Raw genomic sequence first — 16,124 nt, 5'->3', positions numbered from 1 at the left:
TTTCTAAAAAACTCTCTAATCATATAGGAGCTATTTGGTATTTTATTCATGAATATAACGCCAGTTTACTTATAGAATGAAAAGCTTGATTAGCATTACTATGCAGGACTACCGGTACTTTTTAGTGTTCTTCGCTTGCCGGCTTGGGTTCCTGTAACCGTTTGGATAAAAAACTCCCTAATTCGGGACTCACATGTGCCTGGATTTGCTGCCGCACCCTCAACTCAATCCCTTCTAGCGTTTTCATGGCTTCTAGATCGCTTTGATCATACAAAATTTGAGCAATCGCTTTCAGGTGGATTTTGAGGGCTTGTTCTTGTTCGGGAGTCATCATGGGAAGTAGTTGCAACAATTCCATGCCTTCATCCTGAACGATTTTTCCTCATCCCGCAAAGGTGACATGCTCCCCCCCTAATAATCCGCCTACATAGTTCCTAAACTCTCGTTTTTGTGCTTGATGCGTCCAGAGATCATCAAAGCGTTTACACCATCTATCAAAGCATGGCGGCATAGCGGCTGGAGTTGTCTCTTTCATCCAAAAATTCTAAACGTGAAATCTTTGCCCTACGCAGATTATACCTTTATTGCTTCTCTATTTTCGTTTAAGTCCCGTTAATTAGACATCTTGCGTAAATCGTGAGAGGGTGGGTAAAAGTAGGTCAAGGAGGATAGCCAGCATGACCTACGAACAACTCAAAGACCTGAAGGCAAACGCCTTCAAACGGCGCTGCGGAGTCCACCCCGAAACCTTTGAGCAGATGGTCGAAGGGAAGCGACCTCATCTAGACCGCCGAGGCAAGCGAGGAGGGCAGGCTAAGCTGAGCGTGGAGGACCAGCTCCTGGTTGTGCTGGAAAAGGGGCGAGAATATCGCAGCCAATTTCATATTGGCAGTAGTTGGGGTTTGAGCCAGTCTGCGGTCTGTCGATTGATTCAAAAAGTTGAACGGTTGTTGATGGAGTCTGGGCAGTTTCGCTTACCAGGCAAGAAGCAACTTTACCAGAATGCTTATACCTGGGAGGTGGTGGTGGTAGATGTAACGGAAAGTTCAATCGAGCGTCCTAAAAAAAACAGCGAGCCTATTACAGTGGCAAGAAAAAGCGGCATACACTGAAAGCACAAGTGGTGGTTAACCAAGCCAACGGGCAGATTATTTGCACTGCCTTTGGCAAAGGGAAAGTACATGATTTTAAGTTATTCAAGCACCATCCAATTCCCTTGCTACCGGAGCAATTGTGCTTAGCAGATAAGGGGTATCAGGGAATTGCATGCATTGCATACAAGTAGTTGTATTCCTGTTAAAAAGCCACGTAAACGTCAATTAGACAAGAGTGAACGTCGGCACAATCGGAACTTAGCACGATTGCGAGTAGTGGCAGAGCATATAAATCGACGCTTAAAAATCTTTCGGATTTTGGCGCGTGCGTTATCGCAATCGTCGGAAACGATTTGGATTACGGTTCAACCTAATTGCAGCGATCGTCAACATTGAACTGCTTCGCTCCCAAGGTGCCTGATTCACGCAAGAGGTCTATTGTTTTTAGGATAAGTTTTCCTGCCGCTCTACCCATCACACCCGTTTGAGTATTCAGTTTTGGACTTCAAACAGCAGGCTCTTAATGTGCAGAACAAATAGACACGAGGTCGGTTCCCAGCGTACAAAATGACAAGCTTTTATTCAATTCATATCTCCTGCTGAATGACGGCTCGCTAAGAAACCGCCAATAGGGAAACTTTATCCCGACTTTCTAAAAAATTTTCAGCTTTCATAATTGCGTAGAGGTTGACATCAGCTTCTAAAAGACAAGCATGACCGCTCTTCGGCAGTATGACCATTTCCGCGTCGGGTAGGCAAGAAGCTAAGCGCTGAGCTTCACTTACAGAGGGCAGTAGTCGGTCTGTACCTCCGGCAATCACCAGGGTAGGTTGGGTGATGCGACGTAATTGAGAAGCATCAACATCAAAATCTCTGATGAGGGACAGTCGCCAAAGGACAGTTTTTGGGGGTACGGAGTGGATAGCGTCTAGAAGGGCGCGGCGATCGCGCGGTGCAACCCGTTCTAAATGAGCTAAAAACGGCAATAACCACACCGATCCCACTCGGTAGAGGACTTCCGGTATCCAGCCGCTCACCAGCGATCCCCAAGCTAGCAGAGGTCGCTGATTAAAGGAAGAAGCGGGGTTGATCAAAATAATTCGGTCAAATAGTTCAGGCGATCGCAGCGCTACTTTCATCGCCAAACAGCCCCCAAATGACTCGCCGCACAGATAAACTGACCGATTAGGTTGTTTTTCTACTTCTGCTTCAATCAGCGCTACCACTTGATCGGTTAGATCCTCCCAGCTGGTTAAGTCATCGGCTGGGATGACCAAACAACGGATATCAAAGGCTGCTTCTAACCCCTCGGTCTGCGCTCGCAACAATTGACCCGTGCCATCCATGCCTGGGAGGAACACGAACAGCGGGCAGTCTGGATTAAACAGCCTGGGGGTGAGAAAACAAGGATGGCTTTTTACGTCTGGCATTTCGTAATGTCCATTTAAAAACAACAGGTCAAAAATTTATTGCTTTCTTTGGGGCGGATGCGAACGATTCGAGGACTCAAGACACTTCGGTGAAAAACTAGGCAAGTCTAAATTCTTGAAGGCGACGGATACTGAGAGCGGACTTTGCCCATTTGCCTACCCTTAAGCCATCTACCTGTAGACGTAGGTATTAATTCTTATTCTATGGCAGACTCCCATCCTTGCGAACTAATACCAAACTTGACGAAGTAAACCAGCAATTTCTTCCTGACAGTAATTGATAAGACTGGCAACAGCAGTTTTGGCTTGTTTTCCTTGATATTGTTCCCGCACTTGAGACGTAATCCAACAGGGACGCCCAATTAGGATGCTAGATCGACGGTAAACGACCATCGGATGCCAGCCTGCCTGTTTAAATAGGGGTTCGGAAGGGTCAAATAAACTTAATAATCGCAGAGGGATTGCCGAGTTATTGGTTTCTTCCTGGGATGCGATCGCCACGGGTAAAATTGCCAAATTTTGCACCGGCGCTCGCAAAGCTAAATGAGCAAATCCCCGATGAAAGGTTTTCATTTCATTCGGCTGGGTTAGGCTTACCATTGGTTGGGCACCTTCTGGAAATATCCCAACCACCTGCTGGGACTGCAACAGGCTGATTGCCTTGTTAAAGAAATCTTGCTGGCGGTGTTCTGGCGTCTCCAAAGGGAAACAACCCAGTTGATTGACAATCTCCCGCATCACGGGCACTTGTCCCATGTAGTGATGACAGGCAAAGCGAATCGGACGATTTAAAGCTGCCATCAGGATTGGCGCATCCATGACGCTGCGATGATTGCTCACCACTAAAACGCCACCTTCTTGAGGAACGCGATCCTGATGGTATATATACATCTGCGTTCCCATTGCCTTCATCAGCAAGCGAGAAATCTGTAATGGGTTATCTGAAGACATGCTTTCTATAGGCTTTCTTGCAGGAAGCGCGATCGCTACAGTCAACAGGCAATCGCCTTGATTATAAATGGCTAGAGTCTAGAGGTAGACTGAATCTTGACTCTTGAGTTCATTCTCCACTTTTTACCAAGCCTGGACTTTATTCGTTGAGCAGATGCGATCGATCGCCCCATAACTTAATTTTTCTTAATACAATTATTAACGTAACTTCCTCACCTATACGAATCTCTCAGGGTAGAAATCGCTGGTAAAGATTTTTTACGATTTTAATTTTGTCAAGGAAAAGTAACATTTTATACTTATATTTCCCGGAGCTAAGTGGAACTCTCAAGACAAGATAACGAAAAGATACAAAATTGCAGCCCGAAGTATATGATCAAAAGCAAGAAAGGGGTTGTTTTTTATATTTATGAGTGCTAATCATACAAGTAAAAATTCATTTGCAATTACTACACCACTGTATTATGTGAACGACGTACCCCACATTGGCAGCGCTTATACAACAATGGCGGCGGATGTGGTGGCTCGGTTTGAACGGCTCCGGGGAAAGTCTGTGCTGTTGATTACCGGCACGGATGAGCATGGGCAGAAAATTCAGCGCACAGCAGAAACCAAAGGGCTTTCACCGCAAGCTCACTCGGATGAAATTGCGGCTGGATTCGATGTCCTTTGGCAAAAACTCAATATCCAGTACGATCGGTTTATCCGCACGACGAACTCTCGCCATCAAGCCATTGTTAAAGAGTTTTTCCTGCGCGTCTGGGAAAAAAACGACATTTATTTGGGGCAACAAAAGGGCTGGTATTGCGTCTCCTGCGAGGAATTCAAAGAGGAACGCGACCTTCTAGAAGGACACCACTGCCCCCTCCACCCCAACAAAGAAGTTGAGTGGCGGGATGAACAAAACTACTTTTTTCGCCTCTCTAAGTACCAAAGCCAGCTGGAAGACTTATATCGCCAGCAACCAGATTTTATCCAGCCAGAAATTCGCCGCAATGAAGTTTTGAGCTTTGTCAGTCAGGGGCTTCAAGATTTCTCCATTTCGCGAGTGAATTTAGACTGGGGCTTCCCTATACCCGTCGATCCCAGCCACACCATCTATGTCTGGTTTGATGCCTTGCTGGGCTATGTCACGGCGTTGCTCGAACCAGATAGCGAACCGACGCTAGAGAATGCTTTATCCAAGTGGTGGCCGATTAATATGCACCTGATTGGTAAAGACATTCTGCGGTTTCACGCGGTCTATTGGCCTGCCATGTTAATGTCAGCGGATCTGCCGCTACCCGCTCGAATATTTGGACATGGCTTCCTGACAAAAGACGGGCGAAAGATCAGTAAAACGGTTGGTAATACGATCGATCCCATCGCTTTAGTCGAACGTTACGGAGCTGAGGCTATTCGTTACTATTTTCTCAAGGAGATTGAATTTGGGCAAGACGGAGATTTCAACGAAACTCGGTTTATCAATATCCTCAATGCTGACTTAGCAAACGATCTGGGCAATTTACTCAATCGGACGATGAACATGGCAAAGAAATATTGCAATGGCATCGTGCCTGACTGCTCAGCTGAAAACATCCCCGCAGATAACACAATTAAAGCAATTGGCCTTAGTTTAGGCGATCGCGTTGCTCAAGCTTATGAATCTCTGGCGTTTAGTGATGCGATCGCAGATATTTTCACTCTAATTCGAGCCAGCAACAAATTTATTGACGAGCAAGCTCCCTGGACTTTATATAAGCAAGGGCAACAACAGGCCGTCGAACAAGTCCTGTATGCGGTTCTAGAATCTGTTAGACTAGCAGCTTATCTGCTATCACCGATTATTCCTACCATCAGTAGTGACATTTACCAACAGCTAGGTTTTTCAATTGACTTTAATAACAAAACGTTAATAGATGTTTCGGCTGCGTTTTCCGCTCATGCCACTTGGGGAACACTAACTGCAAGACAAGCTTTAGGTGAAGCCAGACCTGTTTTTCCAAGGCTGGAACTCCCCTGAAGAGTTTCGTCTTAGTAGCTAATAGCTGTTGGCTGTTGGCGGATTGACCATCGGGTGCTGATACATACAAAAGTAAAAACTCTGGTACAGACCGCTCTCTCAAAAGCTAAAAGTTCATCAAAATCGCTAATTGCTTTTTTCATAAAAAAATCGAGGCATAACAATCATGTTGAATAATTTCAGCAGTAACGACTCTGTATTCACGCCAGAACAGGTTTTAGAAAATCGCGGTCGTGTAGCCATTTTTATCGATGGATCAAATCTATTTTATGCAGCACTACAGCTCGGTATAGAAATTGATTACACCAAGTTGCTGTGCCGCTTAACCGCTGGATCTCGTTTGTTACGCTCTTTCTTTTACACCGGCGTCGATCGCACGAATGAAAAACAACAGGGTTTCCTGTTGTGGATGCGGCGCAATGGATACCGAGTCATTGCCAAAGACTTGGTACAGCTGCCGGATGGCTCGAAAAAAGCCAACTTGGATGTGGAAATTGCTGTCGATATGATGGCTTTAGTGGGGTCTTACGATACCGCTGTTCTCGTCAGCGGGGATGGGGATTTAGCTTACGCTGTCGATGCCGTTAGCTATCGGGGTGTCCGCGTGGAAGTGGTCAGTTTGCGCTCCATGACTAGCGATAGTTTAATCAATGTATCAGATCGATACATTGACTTGGATAGCATCAAAGAAGATATCCAAAAGACGCCCAGACAAAATTATACTTATCGTCCGTTGTCGGGCATTGGCTTTATGGATGACCAAGAAGATAGATAACGCAACCTAAGAAATAAAGACATAAATAGGCAAAAGAAATGAAAAAAGTAGCTTCTCGCAAAAAATTATTTCTTTTGCCTATTTATTTTTTACTATTCACTTTTTTAGTTAGTGCTTGTAATACTGAAAAACGCACGGAAAAAAAATTGCAGAAAGATACTGCCTCCGTGACGGATTTCGAGGGGAGTTTAGTATTCCAAAATGTGACCCTGGATCAGGCAGATGAGCAGGGACGAGCTTTGTGGAAAGTGAAGGCAAAGCAGGCAGTTTACACCAAAGATAAGAAAGCTGCTCGCATCCAAAATCCTAGCGGGGATTTGTTCCAAGATGGAAAAATGATTATGCAAATCACCGCAGATAGTGGCGAAGTTCAAGAGGATGGTAAAAAAATCTTTCTGAAGGGTCAGATTGTTGCCACAGACCCTCGGAATGGGGCAGTTTTAAAAGGGAATGAATTAGAGTGGCGACCAAAGGAAGACGTTGTGATCGTGCGTCAAAATCTCGTCGGCACCCATCAAAAGATGGTGGCAACAGCGAAGGAAGGACGATATTTTAGCCGGTCGCAGCATATGGAATTATTGGGTCAAATTGTCGCAACATCAAAAGACCCAGCGGTACAAATGAGAACCGAACATTTAGTGTGGCAAATTCCCCAGCAGATGGTAGTTGGCGATCGCCGCATCCAGATTGACCGCTACACGGGCAATCGCGTGACAGAGCAAGCACTGGGAGACTCCGGTCAGGTAAACCTGAAAACGAAGATGGCAACGCTGACAAAGAATGTTCAGATGACTTCTTTAGAGCCGCCGGTGCAAATCGCTGGAAATTCTGTCACCTGGAACTTAGACACACAAATGGTTACGTCAGACCAACCCGTGAAAGTGGTGCATCAGCAGCAGCAAGTGACGCTGACGGGGAACCGGGGTCAGGTAGATCTGAAGGGAAAAGTGGCTCGTCTGGTTGGTGGCGTCCAAGGCGTTGGCAGTCGGAATAAATCCCAACTTTACGCCAATCAGGTGACTTGGAATATTCCGACTGAAGAATTCGATGCTCAAGGCAATGTAATTTATCATCAACAAGTTGACCCGCCGCTGCACCTGACGGGTTCTAGAGCAGTCGGCAAGTTTCAAGGTCAAACGGTTGTTGTCACTGGTGGCGGTGGCGCTAGTGGCAGCAGTGGCGGCAGGGTGGTGACGGAAATTATTCCTTAATTGTCTGGTCAGCGGTCAGCATCCAACTTGTCCTCTTTCCCAGGCTCAGTCTAGAAACGAAAACGCGAGAAAACGAGACCTTGATGTATTTAATTGTTAGGTCTATTGTGACTTAAAAACCTTAAACGCTCTTGAGGGTTGAGGTTTTTTTTGATATTGATTACAACAGGCATACCTGTCATTAGTTGACTCGTTGTTTCTTGATTTACCCCTGAAAGAACGAGCTTAACGTAGGCTGATTGGTCTGGTGAACCCTGCAACTGATACTGTCCTCTAACCTCATCCAGCAACCCACCACTCCTATCAATTTTGACGACTCGTGCTGGATAACTTTTATTTAATTCAGGTATGAGGGCTGTTACTTGGCTACTCATCGATAATTGTGCGGCTTGATCCTGTGTTAAATAAGCCTCAACTGTGGGTTCAGCAAGCTCAGGCTGCAACAACATTAAAGTCTCACTACGCTGGACTGTATTCCCTAGAGACTTAACAACTTTTAGGACAGAGCCGGAAAATGGAGCGCGATAAACAACAGATGATAGACTCTGTTGTTTTGTTTTGTCTAAGGGTTGTACTGAAGTAGTTAATTTCGTCTTTGATGTGGCTAAAACTTGTAAATTCTGCTTTTGTTTTTGGAGTGCTTGTAAATCCTGTTTTTGCTTTTGGAGTGCTTGCTCTAAAGTGCTGACTTTTCGTGCAGCTAGCTGTACGCGATCGCGGGCATCTTTAACATCTGCTGTCAGACGAGGAAGATCGCCAACTAAGTTATCACCATTGTAGAAATTTCCATTTTGAACCGAATTCACTGCCGTTTCAGCAATTTGTAATTCTGCCTTCGCTTCTCTAAGGTCAGCATCTACATCTGCAAATTTAGAACTTACTGAATCGAAGGTTTGCTTACTCACAGCGCCTGCTTGGAGGAGATCCGAAAACCTATCTCTGTTGTTTTTTTCCGCTTGGTACTGCACAGTCAGTGCCTCAACCCTAGCACGGGCTGAAGCAAGCTTATTTTGAGCTATCGCTTGATAAGGCTTGAGTTTTTCAATCTCTTGTTGTCTCAGAGACTCTGCTTTTTGCAATCCAACTTTAGCTTCCGCTAACTCTATCCGACTTAATTCAATTTTCTCAGTAAGACTATCAATATTTTCAATTTCATTTCGAGCGAGTGCATCCACATTGTGAGCTTCATTTTCAGAGATAGAGCGAGCCATTTCTTCATCATTAAGCTGCAATAATGGTTGACCCGCTTCGACTTTCATTCCTTCCTCTACGTAAAGCTGACTCAGAGTACCCCAGCTTGTGGAAATAATCGGTTCTATTGGCTTGGTTAAAACCGCCGATTTTATCTGCATTTGAGTTACAGAGCCATACAATGCTCTTAGTGTAAAAAACCCAAGGGTTCCGCCAATAGCCAAGTAAAGCAAAGAATAGAGAACAAATTTGAGGCTAAACTGCTTAAAAATTTTGCGATCGCCTGACCCAGACTGAGAGCTTCCATTTGCAATCTCACCCGGAATATCACTTCCTTTAGTAGGAGATTCTATAGGTGTTATTTCCCCTGTCAGTAAATTATCAATCGCCTGCTGAAGTAGCTCTTTTTCAAGTTTTGTTAAATTGAGAAAGCGGGCTTCTAATTTACTGTTTCGCTCGGAAAAACTTTTTATTTCAATTAAAGTGTCAGTTGAGATATTGATTCCTTCTTTAAAACTCAAAGAAAAATGGATAGGTAAACAGTCTCCTACTTTGGCTTTTTGGTTAAACTTGCTAATCTGAAATCCTTCAATACTCCAATTATTAACTTTGTATTTAGACTCATCAATCGTTACTGTAGCCGGTGCAGTAACTCGAAAATCAGAATGTTGGTTATTAGATTCCTGTTTTCTGTCCATTAAAAAACCTCAAAATATTTTTGACACAACTTTGCTTTTGATGCAGGGATGCTGTTAGCTTACTTCTTGAATAGAGTCGGCAATGACTCCGGCTATTACATCTCGATTGGTAGCCTTGTATCGGACACTCTTGTCTAGCTCTATGTGAGTAAAGGCTGCCCCCACGCTATGACAATAAATACCTTGCACATTATGGGTGCCTCCTAGGTGTGAAAAGGTTTTGCCCGCTACACCCTGATTTAGCCGCCGATTCAAGGGAGCAGATGCTGAGAGTTCGTTATAAACATGAGATTGAAAACCACGCTTTTTCATCCGCAGGCCTAAATCCAAAACCTCGCTGGATATCCTACCTTGACCATCAGACAAAACAGACTGAGTATTGTCTGGAAAATTTGATTTGGTTGAAATACTAAAGCCATGAATCTGCCAAGTTTTATTTCTAGATAAAATCCAAGCTTTATGAACTTCTTGGAAAATAGAGCTTATAGAATTACAAACATCTGCTGTTCCAGTACCGTTTGCATTCCGATGTGCCCCAGCTATTAAAAAACCACGAGCTGCTGACATCAGGAAAGCTTTGGCTCCAATTTCTTCGGAGAATCTATCAAAAATAATATGGGGAACCTCTACTAGAGCATTAGCACGAGAAGAAGTATTAATAAAGTAAGATCCCCAGCCTCGCAGTGGGCGATCGCGCACGCGCTTCTCTCTCAAACCATAAAGAATTTGCTTGCTGGGAGTGTCAATAAACCTTACCAATTCATAATTAAGAGCATTGGCTTTCTTGACCGCACCTTTAATATCTAGAAATATTAAGGCGTTTGCCAGAAGGTTAAAATCTTTTAAATCATTGTCTGTGGGAGGTTGGTAAAGATTTGATTTTTTTTGTAATGCCAACTTTTTAAGTCGGCTCACTTCATTTAAAAAATCACCTGACTCATTTAATATCTCCAGTCCTTGTCCTGAAACTTGTCTTTCAAAACTGAATGTTTTTTTAGATAGATAAGATAATAAGGATACTGAAGCCATGCCTACTAAAATCTGAGGTATTTTATCACCGAAAACGCTAAATGCTTTTCTTCTTGTTAAGAGTTTCATGAATTTTGCTTAAAATAAGTTTTACTCTTTTCTGGTCTTGCAAATAATAAAAATTATAGGTTAAGGTTTATTTTAAAACTTTGATGACTGGATTTCATTTTGAGAACAAAATGGTAGCCAAGCCATTAGTGAGTAAGTATGAAACTATTGCCGCCGCTATCGTTAAGAACATATAAATAAAAACCTTCTTTTTAGCATACAAGATACCGTCATTTACATAAGACATAATAGCAATGATGACAAAAATATTGCTGCCCTTAAAAGGTAAAATAGTAGAGTCTAACTTTAGAAATATAATTTCTACTGACCAAACAAACATAGTACTTAAAAACAAAGCTAGAGCATAGCGCTTCAAACCGATAGTCAGAGTCACTTCGCAGATAAATTGGGTTGCCAAGTAGACAACAAAACAACCAAGCACAAAGATTGGTGCGCTTAAAGGATCGATGAGGAGTACAGCAGCGACGGGAGCAACCATGTAACCGCCTGAGCGAACGTCTTTATAGCGATAGAACAGATACCCCACGCCTAGAGCAATATAAAACTGAAGCAGGGGAAATTTTAATTCCAGTGTTTCTTTACCTGCATACAACGGTCTCAGAGTATCAAAATTTATCTGAAATAAATAAGAACCGATACTATAAACGATTGCTAAAGAAAAAACAGTCGCTAAAGTGGCTAAAGCTATTCCTTTTACTACTTTCCCCATTTTTTGCTTAGTAAAAGTGTAAGCAATCACTGCTGGAAGTAAAGTACCAGACAGATTATCAAGAGAGGGAACTAGCAGTCCTAATTGAATATAAACAAGCGCTACCAAGTTAGCGATCGCTAGAGAAAGAGTTGACAGGATGTACATGGGTGTCCTGCGTTTGTAACTCGTTTTATCCAGAAAACGCTTGTAAATAAAGTAGACAAGAAATGACAAGATTAAGGTACTAATACACCAGATGGGAGATATCAAAAATAAGATAATAATAAAGCCTGGAACAATTACACCACCGGGATTTACTCCAGATATATTTTTATAGGTGACAGATGCAAAAGCTCCAATGACTAGGGCTAATCTCCCGATCTCAGGAGTATTGAATGTTTCAAACATTTGCTTTTTAGACTTTAGTCGTAGTCAGTTGATGCGGTTCTTCTTTTAATGAGTTTTCAGCCTTCAATTGCTCTTCAAAGAAATGTAGGAGCTTTTCTGCTTGATCTGTATGAATATTCACAGCTCCTATTAAAAGAACCTTGCCTCCATCAATCCCACTAACAATTTGATTGAGGAGTTCCGTAGCTGAAGCACTTTTGAATTTGGTGGAGTGGCCTAAATTGATTACCCTGGCTGGATCGAGCGAAAATACTTGATTGACTGCTGATTCGTAGGCTCCAAACGTCACAACTCTCTCGAACTCTAAATCTCGTGCCATGCCAGCGAATAATTCGACTCTGGTTGGGCGATCGGGGCGGTTATTCAGTAAAACTACTTTTTTATAACTGGGAAGTTGTTTAAACAGTTTTAGACAAACCTCGATAAAACTTTCCCGGTCATTAACCGCAAAAAGATTTGCCCAAGCAACAGTACAATTATCAAACTTTATGTACTCGATATTAAAAGCACCTGGATCTGCTACAGCAGCTTTCATTGCTTTGAGCGCTCTATCTCTCGGTAGTTTGAGAATTTTAGCAATCTCGTAGCCAATCGCCACGTTTTCTTCATGGGCAAAGTGTGAGAATCCTTCCATATCTTCTGGCTTCACACTATGCTTATCGGCAATGAGCATCAAAGAATTTTTCTTTTTGGCATTCTTCCACAGAATATTGAGTAACCTCGGTTCGGATTCTGAGGTAATAAAAATGGCATCTTGCGGGATGGTTTTAGACAAAGACTCGGCGATTTCTTCTAAGGTTTCGCCCATGTAATCAGGATGGTCGTAGCGCACGTTGGTAACAATGCCAATGTGCGATCGCATTACTTTCTCTTCCAGCCACTTGGCATACACAGGATTGACCGCCATACACTCCATTACGGCGGCTTGCGCTTTCTGACGACAAAAACCTTTTAAGATTTTGACTTGCTCGTTGACGTTAGCGTAACCCTTACGTTTAAAGTCAAAGTCTTCCCCATCGGGTCTGAGAATTCTCGCAGCACTGCCTGTGGTTTTACCAAAAGTATGATACCCGGCTTCTCTAAATACTGCGGCTGTATATCTTGTAACAGTTGACTTGCCTCTAATTCCGTTAATATGGACTCGCCATTCAATCTCCTCCCGCTTTTTTTTAAAACTTACATAGGAGATTAAAGCCCAAGATATATAAAGGTATAGGCTGGTCAAAGACAACAAAAAAATACTCATCCTCGTTCCTCTGTTAGAAATTCGTGGTGCTAACTTCAAACAAACCAACAGTTCTACCAGTAAGGGTCTGAACTGAGATTTTTGTATTGGGTAAAAATCAGTTTCAACTCCTAACTTTAAGTACGCACCCCAACTGCAATTGGTTTGTAAAATTGCTGAATTTCTAATCGCTCTTTTTTGCGGTTAGGTATAAGCTGCAAGAACTACTGTTGTCAACAGCAAGAGGACTGAACTTGGGAAGTAAACCGCTAAATTCGTGGACGGATAAGACCTTGTGGGGAATCGTCAACGCCCTGCTAATAAGCAGCAGGTTAAGCGTTTGCGCTCGCTCACTTTGTTGCTAAAGAAATAGGGAAGATGAATGGCATTAACCCCTATGAATTGCTGGTAAAGAAATGCAATTCACTGCGATACTTAAACATCAAATAGTGGTTTGTTTCTGCTTGCGCTTCAGTAGCAAACCAGCCCCAAAAGCACCAAACGCCAAGACCCCTAAGCCAGTAGTAGGTTCTGGGACGGATGCAGGAGCATCATCTAGACTAAAGACACCCACAGCCTCATCACTATCAAACGCGACATATAAAGTTCGTGTAGCTGGATCTAAAGTGATACCTTCGGGGTCGGTCAAGCCTGTCACCTCTTCCACGTTGATAACATCGACGAGTTCCCCGGCTAAGGTCAACTCATATAGGCTTCTAGAACCCTGATTATCACCTGCTATCAAGAGATTGCCAGTTGACGGATCGAAGGTAATTCCTTCCGGCTCTTTAAAGGCGGGGTTAATTGCCAGGGTATTAATAGTGTTGAGCAATTTACCGTCTAAAGCAAATTCGTATATTTTCTCGTCAACATCGTCAACTACAAAAATGGTGCCGGTACTTTCATGGAAGACCGTACTATCTGCGTCACTACTTGGCGGATCAACTATCAGATTAACACCGCTCTTAACTGGCAACCCTGTCTTTGTATATTCAAATAAACCACCACCCTCGTTTGCGGGTATCGAATTGCTTAGTAGTAAGTTGCCGTTGGGGAGAACATCCACGCCTCGAACGTCGTCCAGAGAAATCTTGAAGGAATTTATTAAGGCACCAGATGTGGTGAATTCGTAAATCGTATTCTGCCCTTTCCCGTCACCATTTGATAAGAACAGATTTCCACTAAACGGGTCAAAAGCGATACCTTCTGGACCATTGGTTACAATGCCTGAAGTCGAGAAGGATCTGATGAAAGAAACTGCGGCAGCAGGAAGAGTGGAAACAAGTTCAATCAAAGTAATAGCTACTACTGGAGCAGCAACCATCAACAAATTTTTCATCCGAAACATTATTATAGATTCCTCAAAAAAGGTGACTTTTAACACTTACAAAAAGGGGAAGCTTAACAGGAGCGATAAGGCGTAGTTGCTTCCGTCAAGTTAAAAAGAGTGGAAGAACAAAAAAATATACTCACAAAAACAGCGAATTTTCGATTTAATCGCCGATAGTTATCTGAGTGAACTTTTAATCTCTATCCTTACAGTTTGCTAGACTTTCAGGTTGATTTTAGTTGAAGGAAGAATTAGAGATCATCACTCTTAGGAGGGTAAAGAAATATTAAAAAAAATAGGAGGCTCTGTCTTAAGGAAGATTGTTAAGCTAAGGATTATTGACATGGTAAATTCATTTCTGGGGAGCGATCGCAATCGTAGCCATCCCCGTAACCCTTGATATGCTTAGCGTTTGCCAAATAATGTAGTTGAGTGCCCCTTGCAAGGCTAACAGCAAAGCGACTGAATTATGTAGCGATGTCATCATCCGCAGGGTACTGGCGAATTGCAAGCAACCGCACTATGATTTCGCCTTTCCCTGCTCAGTAAGACAGTGGCACTCAACCGACTCAAGGGTTTTTCAGACAGTGACGCCAGAGACACCAGGCAGGAACGCATCTGGTGCCATGAAATGTTGAAATCTTGTAGAGGTCTGCAACGCCTGCTATCGTCGCGCTTGAAAATCTGAGAGAATTTCATTGCGACTGGCGTCACCGAGAAATCCAGCAATATCAGCTCGCCCAGTGCTAGGAAGAATCGCTGCTGGTAGAGTGGGGGGAACGCCCCATCGTTGCACCAGTTTTTGAAGTATTTGGTCTTGCTGTTTTCTAAAACCATCGACATCACCACCCCGGTTGATGATCGCAAAGCAAACCAGACCGCGATCGCGTGTTGGCATTACCCCAGCCAGGGCACTGACATCGCGCAGCGTACCAGTTTTGATAATCGTGCCTGAAGGGATGTGGCGGGATACCATCGTTCCCCGGCGATCGCGTCCCGATATCGGGAAGAGGTCGGCTACCGTTAGCTGATGGGGTTGTAAATAACTTTCAATCGCCGTCAGCATTCCGCAAACAGCGCGGGGCGAGATGCGATTTTCCACCCCCAAACCAGAGCCATTTACCAGCTGAACTTCCTGTTGGGGGACACCGGCAGACGTAGCCCCCAACTGAGCGACGGCAGGTGCCCCCCCAAGAGATTTTGCCAGCATCTCCGCCATGTCGTTGTTGCTGTAAATGTTCATTTCCTTGAGGATTTGTGCTAAGGACATTGAGCGATGACGCAACAACAAAATTTGCTTGGGAATTGCAATTGACGAAACTTTGACCGAACCCGCGATCGCAATTTGTGGTTTTGGCGTTCCTGGGGGCATTAAGTTGTATAGATATTGGGCATCTCTGGGCCACGAGGTGGGGTTAAATGCTTGTTTGAGCATCTGACCCGCCATATAAGGGTGGGATTGGTAATTCATGTAAAAATCGCCCACAATCACCAAATTGCCGTTGATGCGGCGGATGCCCCGTTTATTTAAGGCATTCCCCAGAGCGATCGCTTCTTCCCACACAAAAAAGGGATCGCCACTGCCATTAATCACCAAATCTCCCTGCAAAACTCCATTTCTCACAGGTCCGGTTGTGCCAATTGAGGTTTCAAACTGATGGCCTGGACCCCAAGTCTCCAGCGCAGCAGCAGAAGTCGCAATCTTGGTCAAAGAAGCTGCCGGTAAGGGAATATTTCCCTGATGAGTTGCCAAGGGCATCGAACCCGACTGAATCCACACCCCTTGAGCCGCCTCCCCCATGCCTTTAGCGCTCCAGCCCTTCAAATATTGCCGCATGGTGTTTTCAGCTACCGGATCGGTCGCCATCGAGAGGGAAAACAAAGGAACTCCCCGCCACGCAGCCAGTTGGGTAGTATCTATCTCTGTTGTTTTTACCCCAGCCATATTCATCCACAGCGCTACCAATCCAGAGCCAAATAATTGCAACATTCCTCACTTTCCTTTATTCACTAAACAAAG

General features: G+C 43.9%; 13 protein-coding genes and 1 pseudogene. 4 read left to right on the top strand and 10 right to left on the bottom strand.

The window, feature by feature from the left end; all coding sequences use genetic code 11:
• Positions 1 to 121 precede the first annotated feature (121 nt).
• Entirely contained in the window at positions 122 to 358 is a 237-nt protein-coding gene (locus H6F50_RS22415; protein WP_190430406.1) for a hypothetical protein, read from the bottom strand.
• 319 nt (positions 359 to 677) lie between these two features.
• Here H6F50_RS22415 and H6F50_RS22410 point away from each other — a divergent pair.
• Positions 678 to 1,515, top strand: a pseudogene (locus tag H6F50_RS22410) (IS5 family transposase).
• Between the two features lie 193 nt (positions 1,516 to 1,708).
• Here H6F50_RS22410 and H6F50_RS22405 read toward each other — a convergent pair.
• Both H6F50_RS22405 and H6F50_RS22400 read right to left on the bottom strand, forming a co-directional pair.
• Entirely contained in the window at positions 1,709 to 2,524 is an 816-nt protein-coding gene (locus H6F50_RS22405; RefSeq protein WP_190430405.1) for an alpha/beta hydrolase, read from the bottom strand.
• 228 nt (positions 2,525 to 2,752) lie between these two features.
• Positions 2,753 to 3,475, bottom strand: coding sequence for a lysophospholipid acyltransferase family protein (locus H6F50_RS22400; RefSeq protein WP_190430404.1), 723 nt, complete (start codon positions 3,473 to 3,475; stop codon positions 2,753 to 2,755).
• Between the two features lie 409 nt (positions 3,476 to 3,884).
• On the opposite strand from H6F50_RS22400, the gene metG reads away from it, so the two are divergent.
• From metG to lptC, 3 genes are all read left to right on the top strand, one after another.
• A complete protein-coding gene (gene metG / locus H6F50_RS22395; protein WP_190430403.1) occupies positions 3,885 to 5,477 on the top strand; it encodes a methionine--tRNA ligase in 1,593 nt (530 codons plus the stop codon).
• A 166-nt stretch (positions 5,478 to 5,643) separates the two neighbouring features.
• On the top strand, positions 5,644 to 6,252 hold the full coding sequence (locus H6F50_RS22390; RefSeq protein WP_190415651.1) for an NYN domain-containing protein: 609 nt from the start codon (positions 5,644 to 5,646) through the stop codon (positions 6,250 to 6,252).
• Between the two features lie 38 nt (positions 6,253 to 6,290).
• A complete protein-coding gene (lptC, locus tag H6F50_RS22385; protein ID WP_190430402.1) occupies positions 6,291 to 7,463 on the top strand; it encodes an LPS export ABC transporter periplasmic protein LptC in 1,173 nt (390 codons plus the stop codon).
• Positions 7,464 to 7,552: 89 nt separating this feature from the next.
• On the opposite strand, the gene H6F50_RS22380 is transcribed toward lptC, so the two are convergent.
• The 7 genes from H6F50_RS22380 to H6F50_RS22350 all read right to left on the bottom strand — a co-directional run bounded on the left by H6F50_RS22380 (position 7,553) and on the right by H6F50_RS22350 (position 16,094).
• Positions 7,553 to 9,352, bottom strand: a complete 1,800-nt coding sequence (locus tag H6F50_RS22380) for an HlyD family efflux transporter periplasmic adaptor subunit (RefSeq protein ID WP_190430401.1) — start codon at positions 9,350 to 9,352, stop codon at positions 7,553 to 7,555.
• A gap of 54 nt (positions 9,353 to 9,406) precedes the next feature.
• Positions 9,407 to 10,450 (bottom strand): hypothetical protein, encoded by a 1,044-nt coding sequence (locus H6F50_RS22375; RefSeq protein WP_190430400.1) that lies wholly within the window; start codon positions 10,448 to 10,450, stop codon positions 9,407 to 9,409.
• 94 nt (positions 10,451 to 10,544) lie between these two features.
• A complete protein-coding gene (locus tag H6F50_RS22370) occupies positions 10,545 to 11,549 on the bottom strand; it encodes a poly-gamma-glutamate biosynthesis protein PgsC/CapC (RefSeq protein WP_190430399.1) in 1,005 nt (334 codons plus the stop codon).
• A 7-nt stretch (positions 11,550 to 11,556) separates the two neighbouring features.
• Positions 11,557 to 12,795, bottom strand: a complete 1,239-nt coding sequence (gene pgsB / locus H6F50_RS22365) for a poly-gamma-glutamate synthase PgsB (protein WP_190430398.1) — start codon at positions 12,793 to 12,795, stop codon at positions 11,557 to 11,559.
• 421 nt (positions 12,796 to 13,216) lie between these two features.
• Positions 13,217 to 14,122, bottom strand: coding sequence for a PEP-CTERM sorting domain-containing protein (locus H6F50_RS22360; protein ID WP_190430397.1), 906 nt, complete (start codon positions 14,120 to 14,122; stop codon positions 13,217 to 13,219).
• A 334-nt stretch (positions 14,123 to 14,456) separates the two neighbouring features.
• The gene (locus H6F50_RS22355) at positions 14,457 to 14,615 is read right to left on the bottom strand and encodes a hypothetical protein (RefSeq protein WP_190430396.1); all 159 of its coding nucleotides are present in this window, start codon (positions 14,613 to 14,615) and stop codon (positions 14,457 to 14,459) included.
• Between the two features lie 153 nt (positions 14,616 to 14,768).
• Positions 14,769 to 16,094 (bottom strand): D-alanyl-D-alanine carboxypeptidase, encoded by a 1,326-nt coding sequence (locus tag H6F50_RS22350; RefSeq protein ID WP_190415647.1) that lies wholly within the window; start codon positions 16,092 to 16,094, stop codon positions 14,769 to 14,771.
• Between the last annotated feature and the right edge of the window lie 30 nt (positions 16,095 to 16,124).

The organism is Coleofasciculus sp. FACHB-712 (assembly GCF_014695635.1).
Taxonomy (GTDB): Bacteria; Cyanobacteriota; Cyanobacteriia; order Cyanobacteriales; family FACHB-T130; genus FACHB-T130.
Note: the sequence above shows the minus strand (reverse complement) of the source record. Positions and strands in the feature narration are given on the sequence as shown.

Bases quoted from the DNA above. Each gene is read 5' to 3' on its own strand.
- H6F50_RS22415 (WP_190430406.1), bottom strand. From the start codon at position 358: ATGGAATTGTTGCAACTACTTCCCATGATGACTCCCGAACAAGAACAA.
- H6F50_RS22405 (WP_190430405.1), bottom strand. From the start codon at position 2,524: ATGCCAGACGTAAAAAGCCATCCTTGTTTTCTCACCCCCAGGCTGTTT.
- H6F50_RS22400 (WP_190430404.1), bottom strand. From the start codon at position 3,475: ATGTCTTCAGATAACCCATTACAGATTTCTCGCTTGCTGATGAAGGCA.
- metG (WP_190430403.1), top strand. From the start codon at position 3,885: ATGAGTGCTAATCATACAAGTAAAAATTCATTTGCAATTACTACACCA.
- H6F50_RS22390 (WP_190415651.1), top strand. From the start codon at position 5,644: ATGTTGAATAATTTCAGCAGTAACGACTCTGTATTCACGCCAGAACAG.
- lptC (WP_190430402.1), top strand. From the start codon at position 6,291: ATGAAAAAAGTAGCTTCTCGCAAAAAATTATTTCTTTTGCCTATTTAT.
- H6F50_RS22380 (WP_190430401.1), bottom strand. From the start codon at position 9,352: ATGGACAGAAAACAGGAATCTAATAACCAACATTCTGATTTTCGAGTT.
- H6F50_RS22375 (WP_190430400.1), bottom strand. From the start codon at position 10,450: ATGAAACTCTTAACAAGAAGAAAAGCATTTAGCGTTTTCGGTGATAAA.
- H6F50_RS22370 (WP_190430399.1), bottom strand. From the start codon at position 11,549: ATGTTTGAAACATTCAATACTCCTGAGATCGGGAGATTAGCCCTAGTC.
- pgsB (WP_190430398.1), bottom strand. From the start codon at position 12,795: ATGAGTATTTTTTTGTTGTCTTTGACCAGCCTATACCTTTATATATCT.
- H6F50_RS22360 (WP_190430397.1), bottom strand. From the start codon at position 14,122: ATGTTTCGGATGAAAAATTTGTTGATGGTTGCTGCTCCAGTAGTAGCT.
- H6F50_RS22350 (WP_190415647.1), bottom strand. From the start codon at position 16,094: ATGTTGCAATTATTTGGCTCTGGATTGGTAGCGCTGTGGATGAATATG.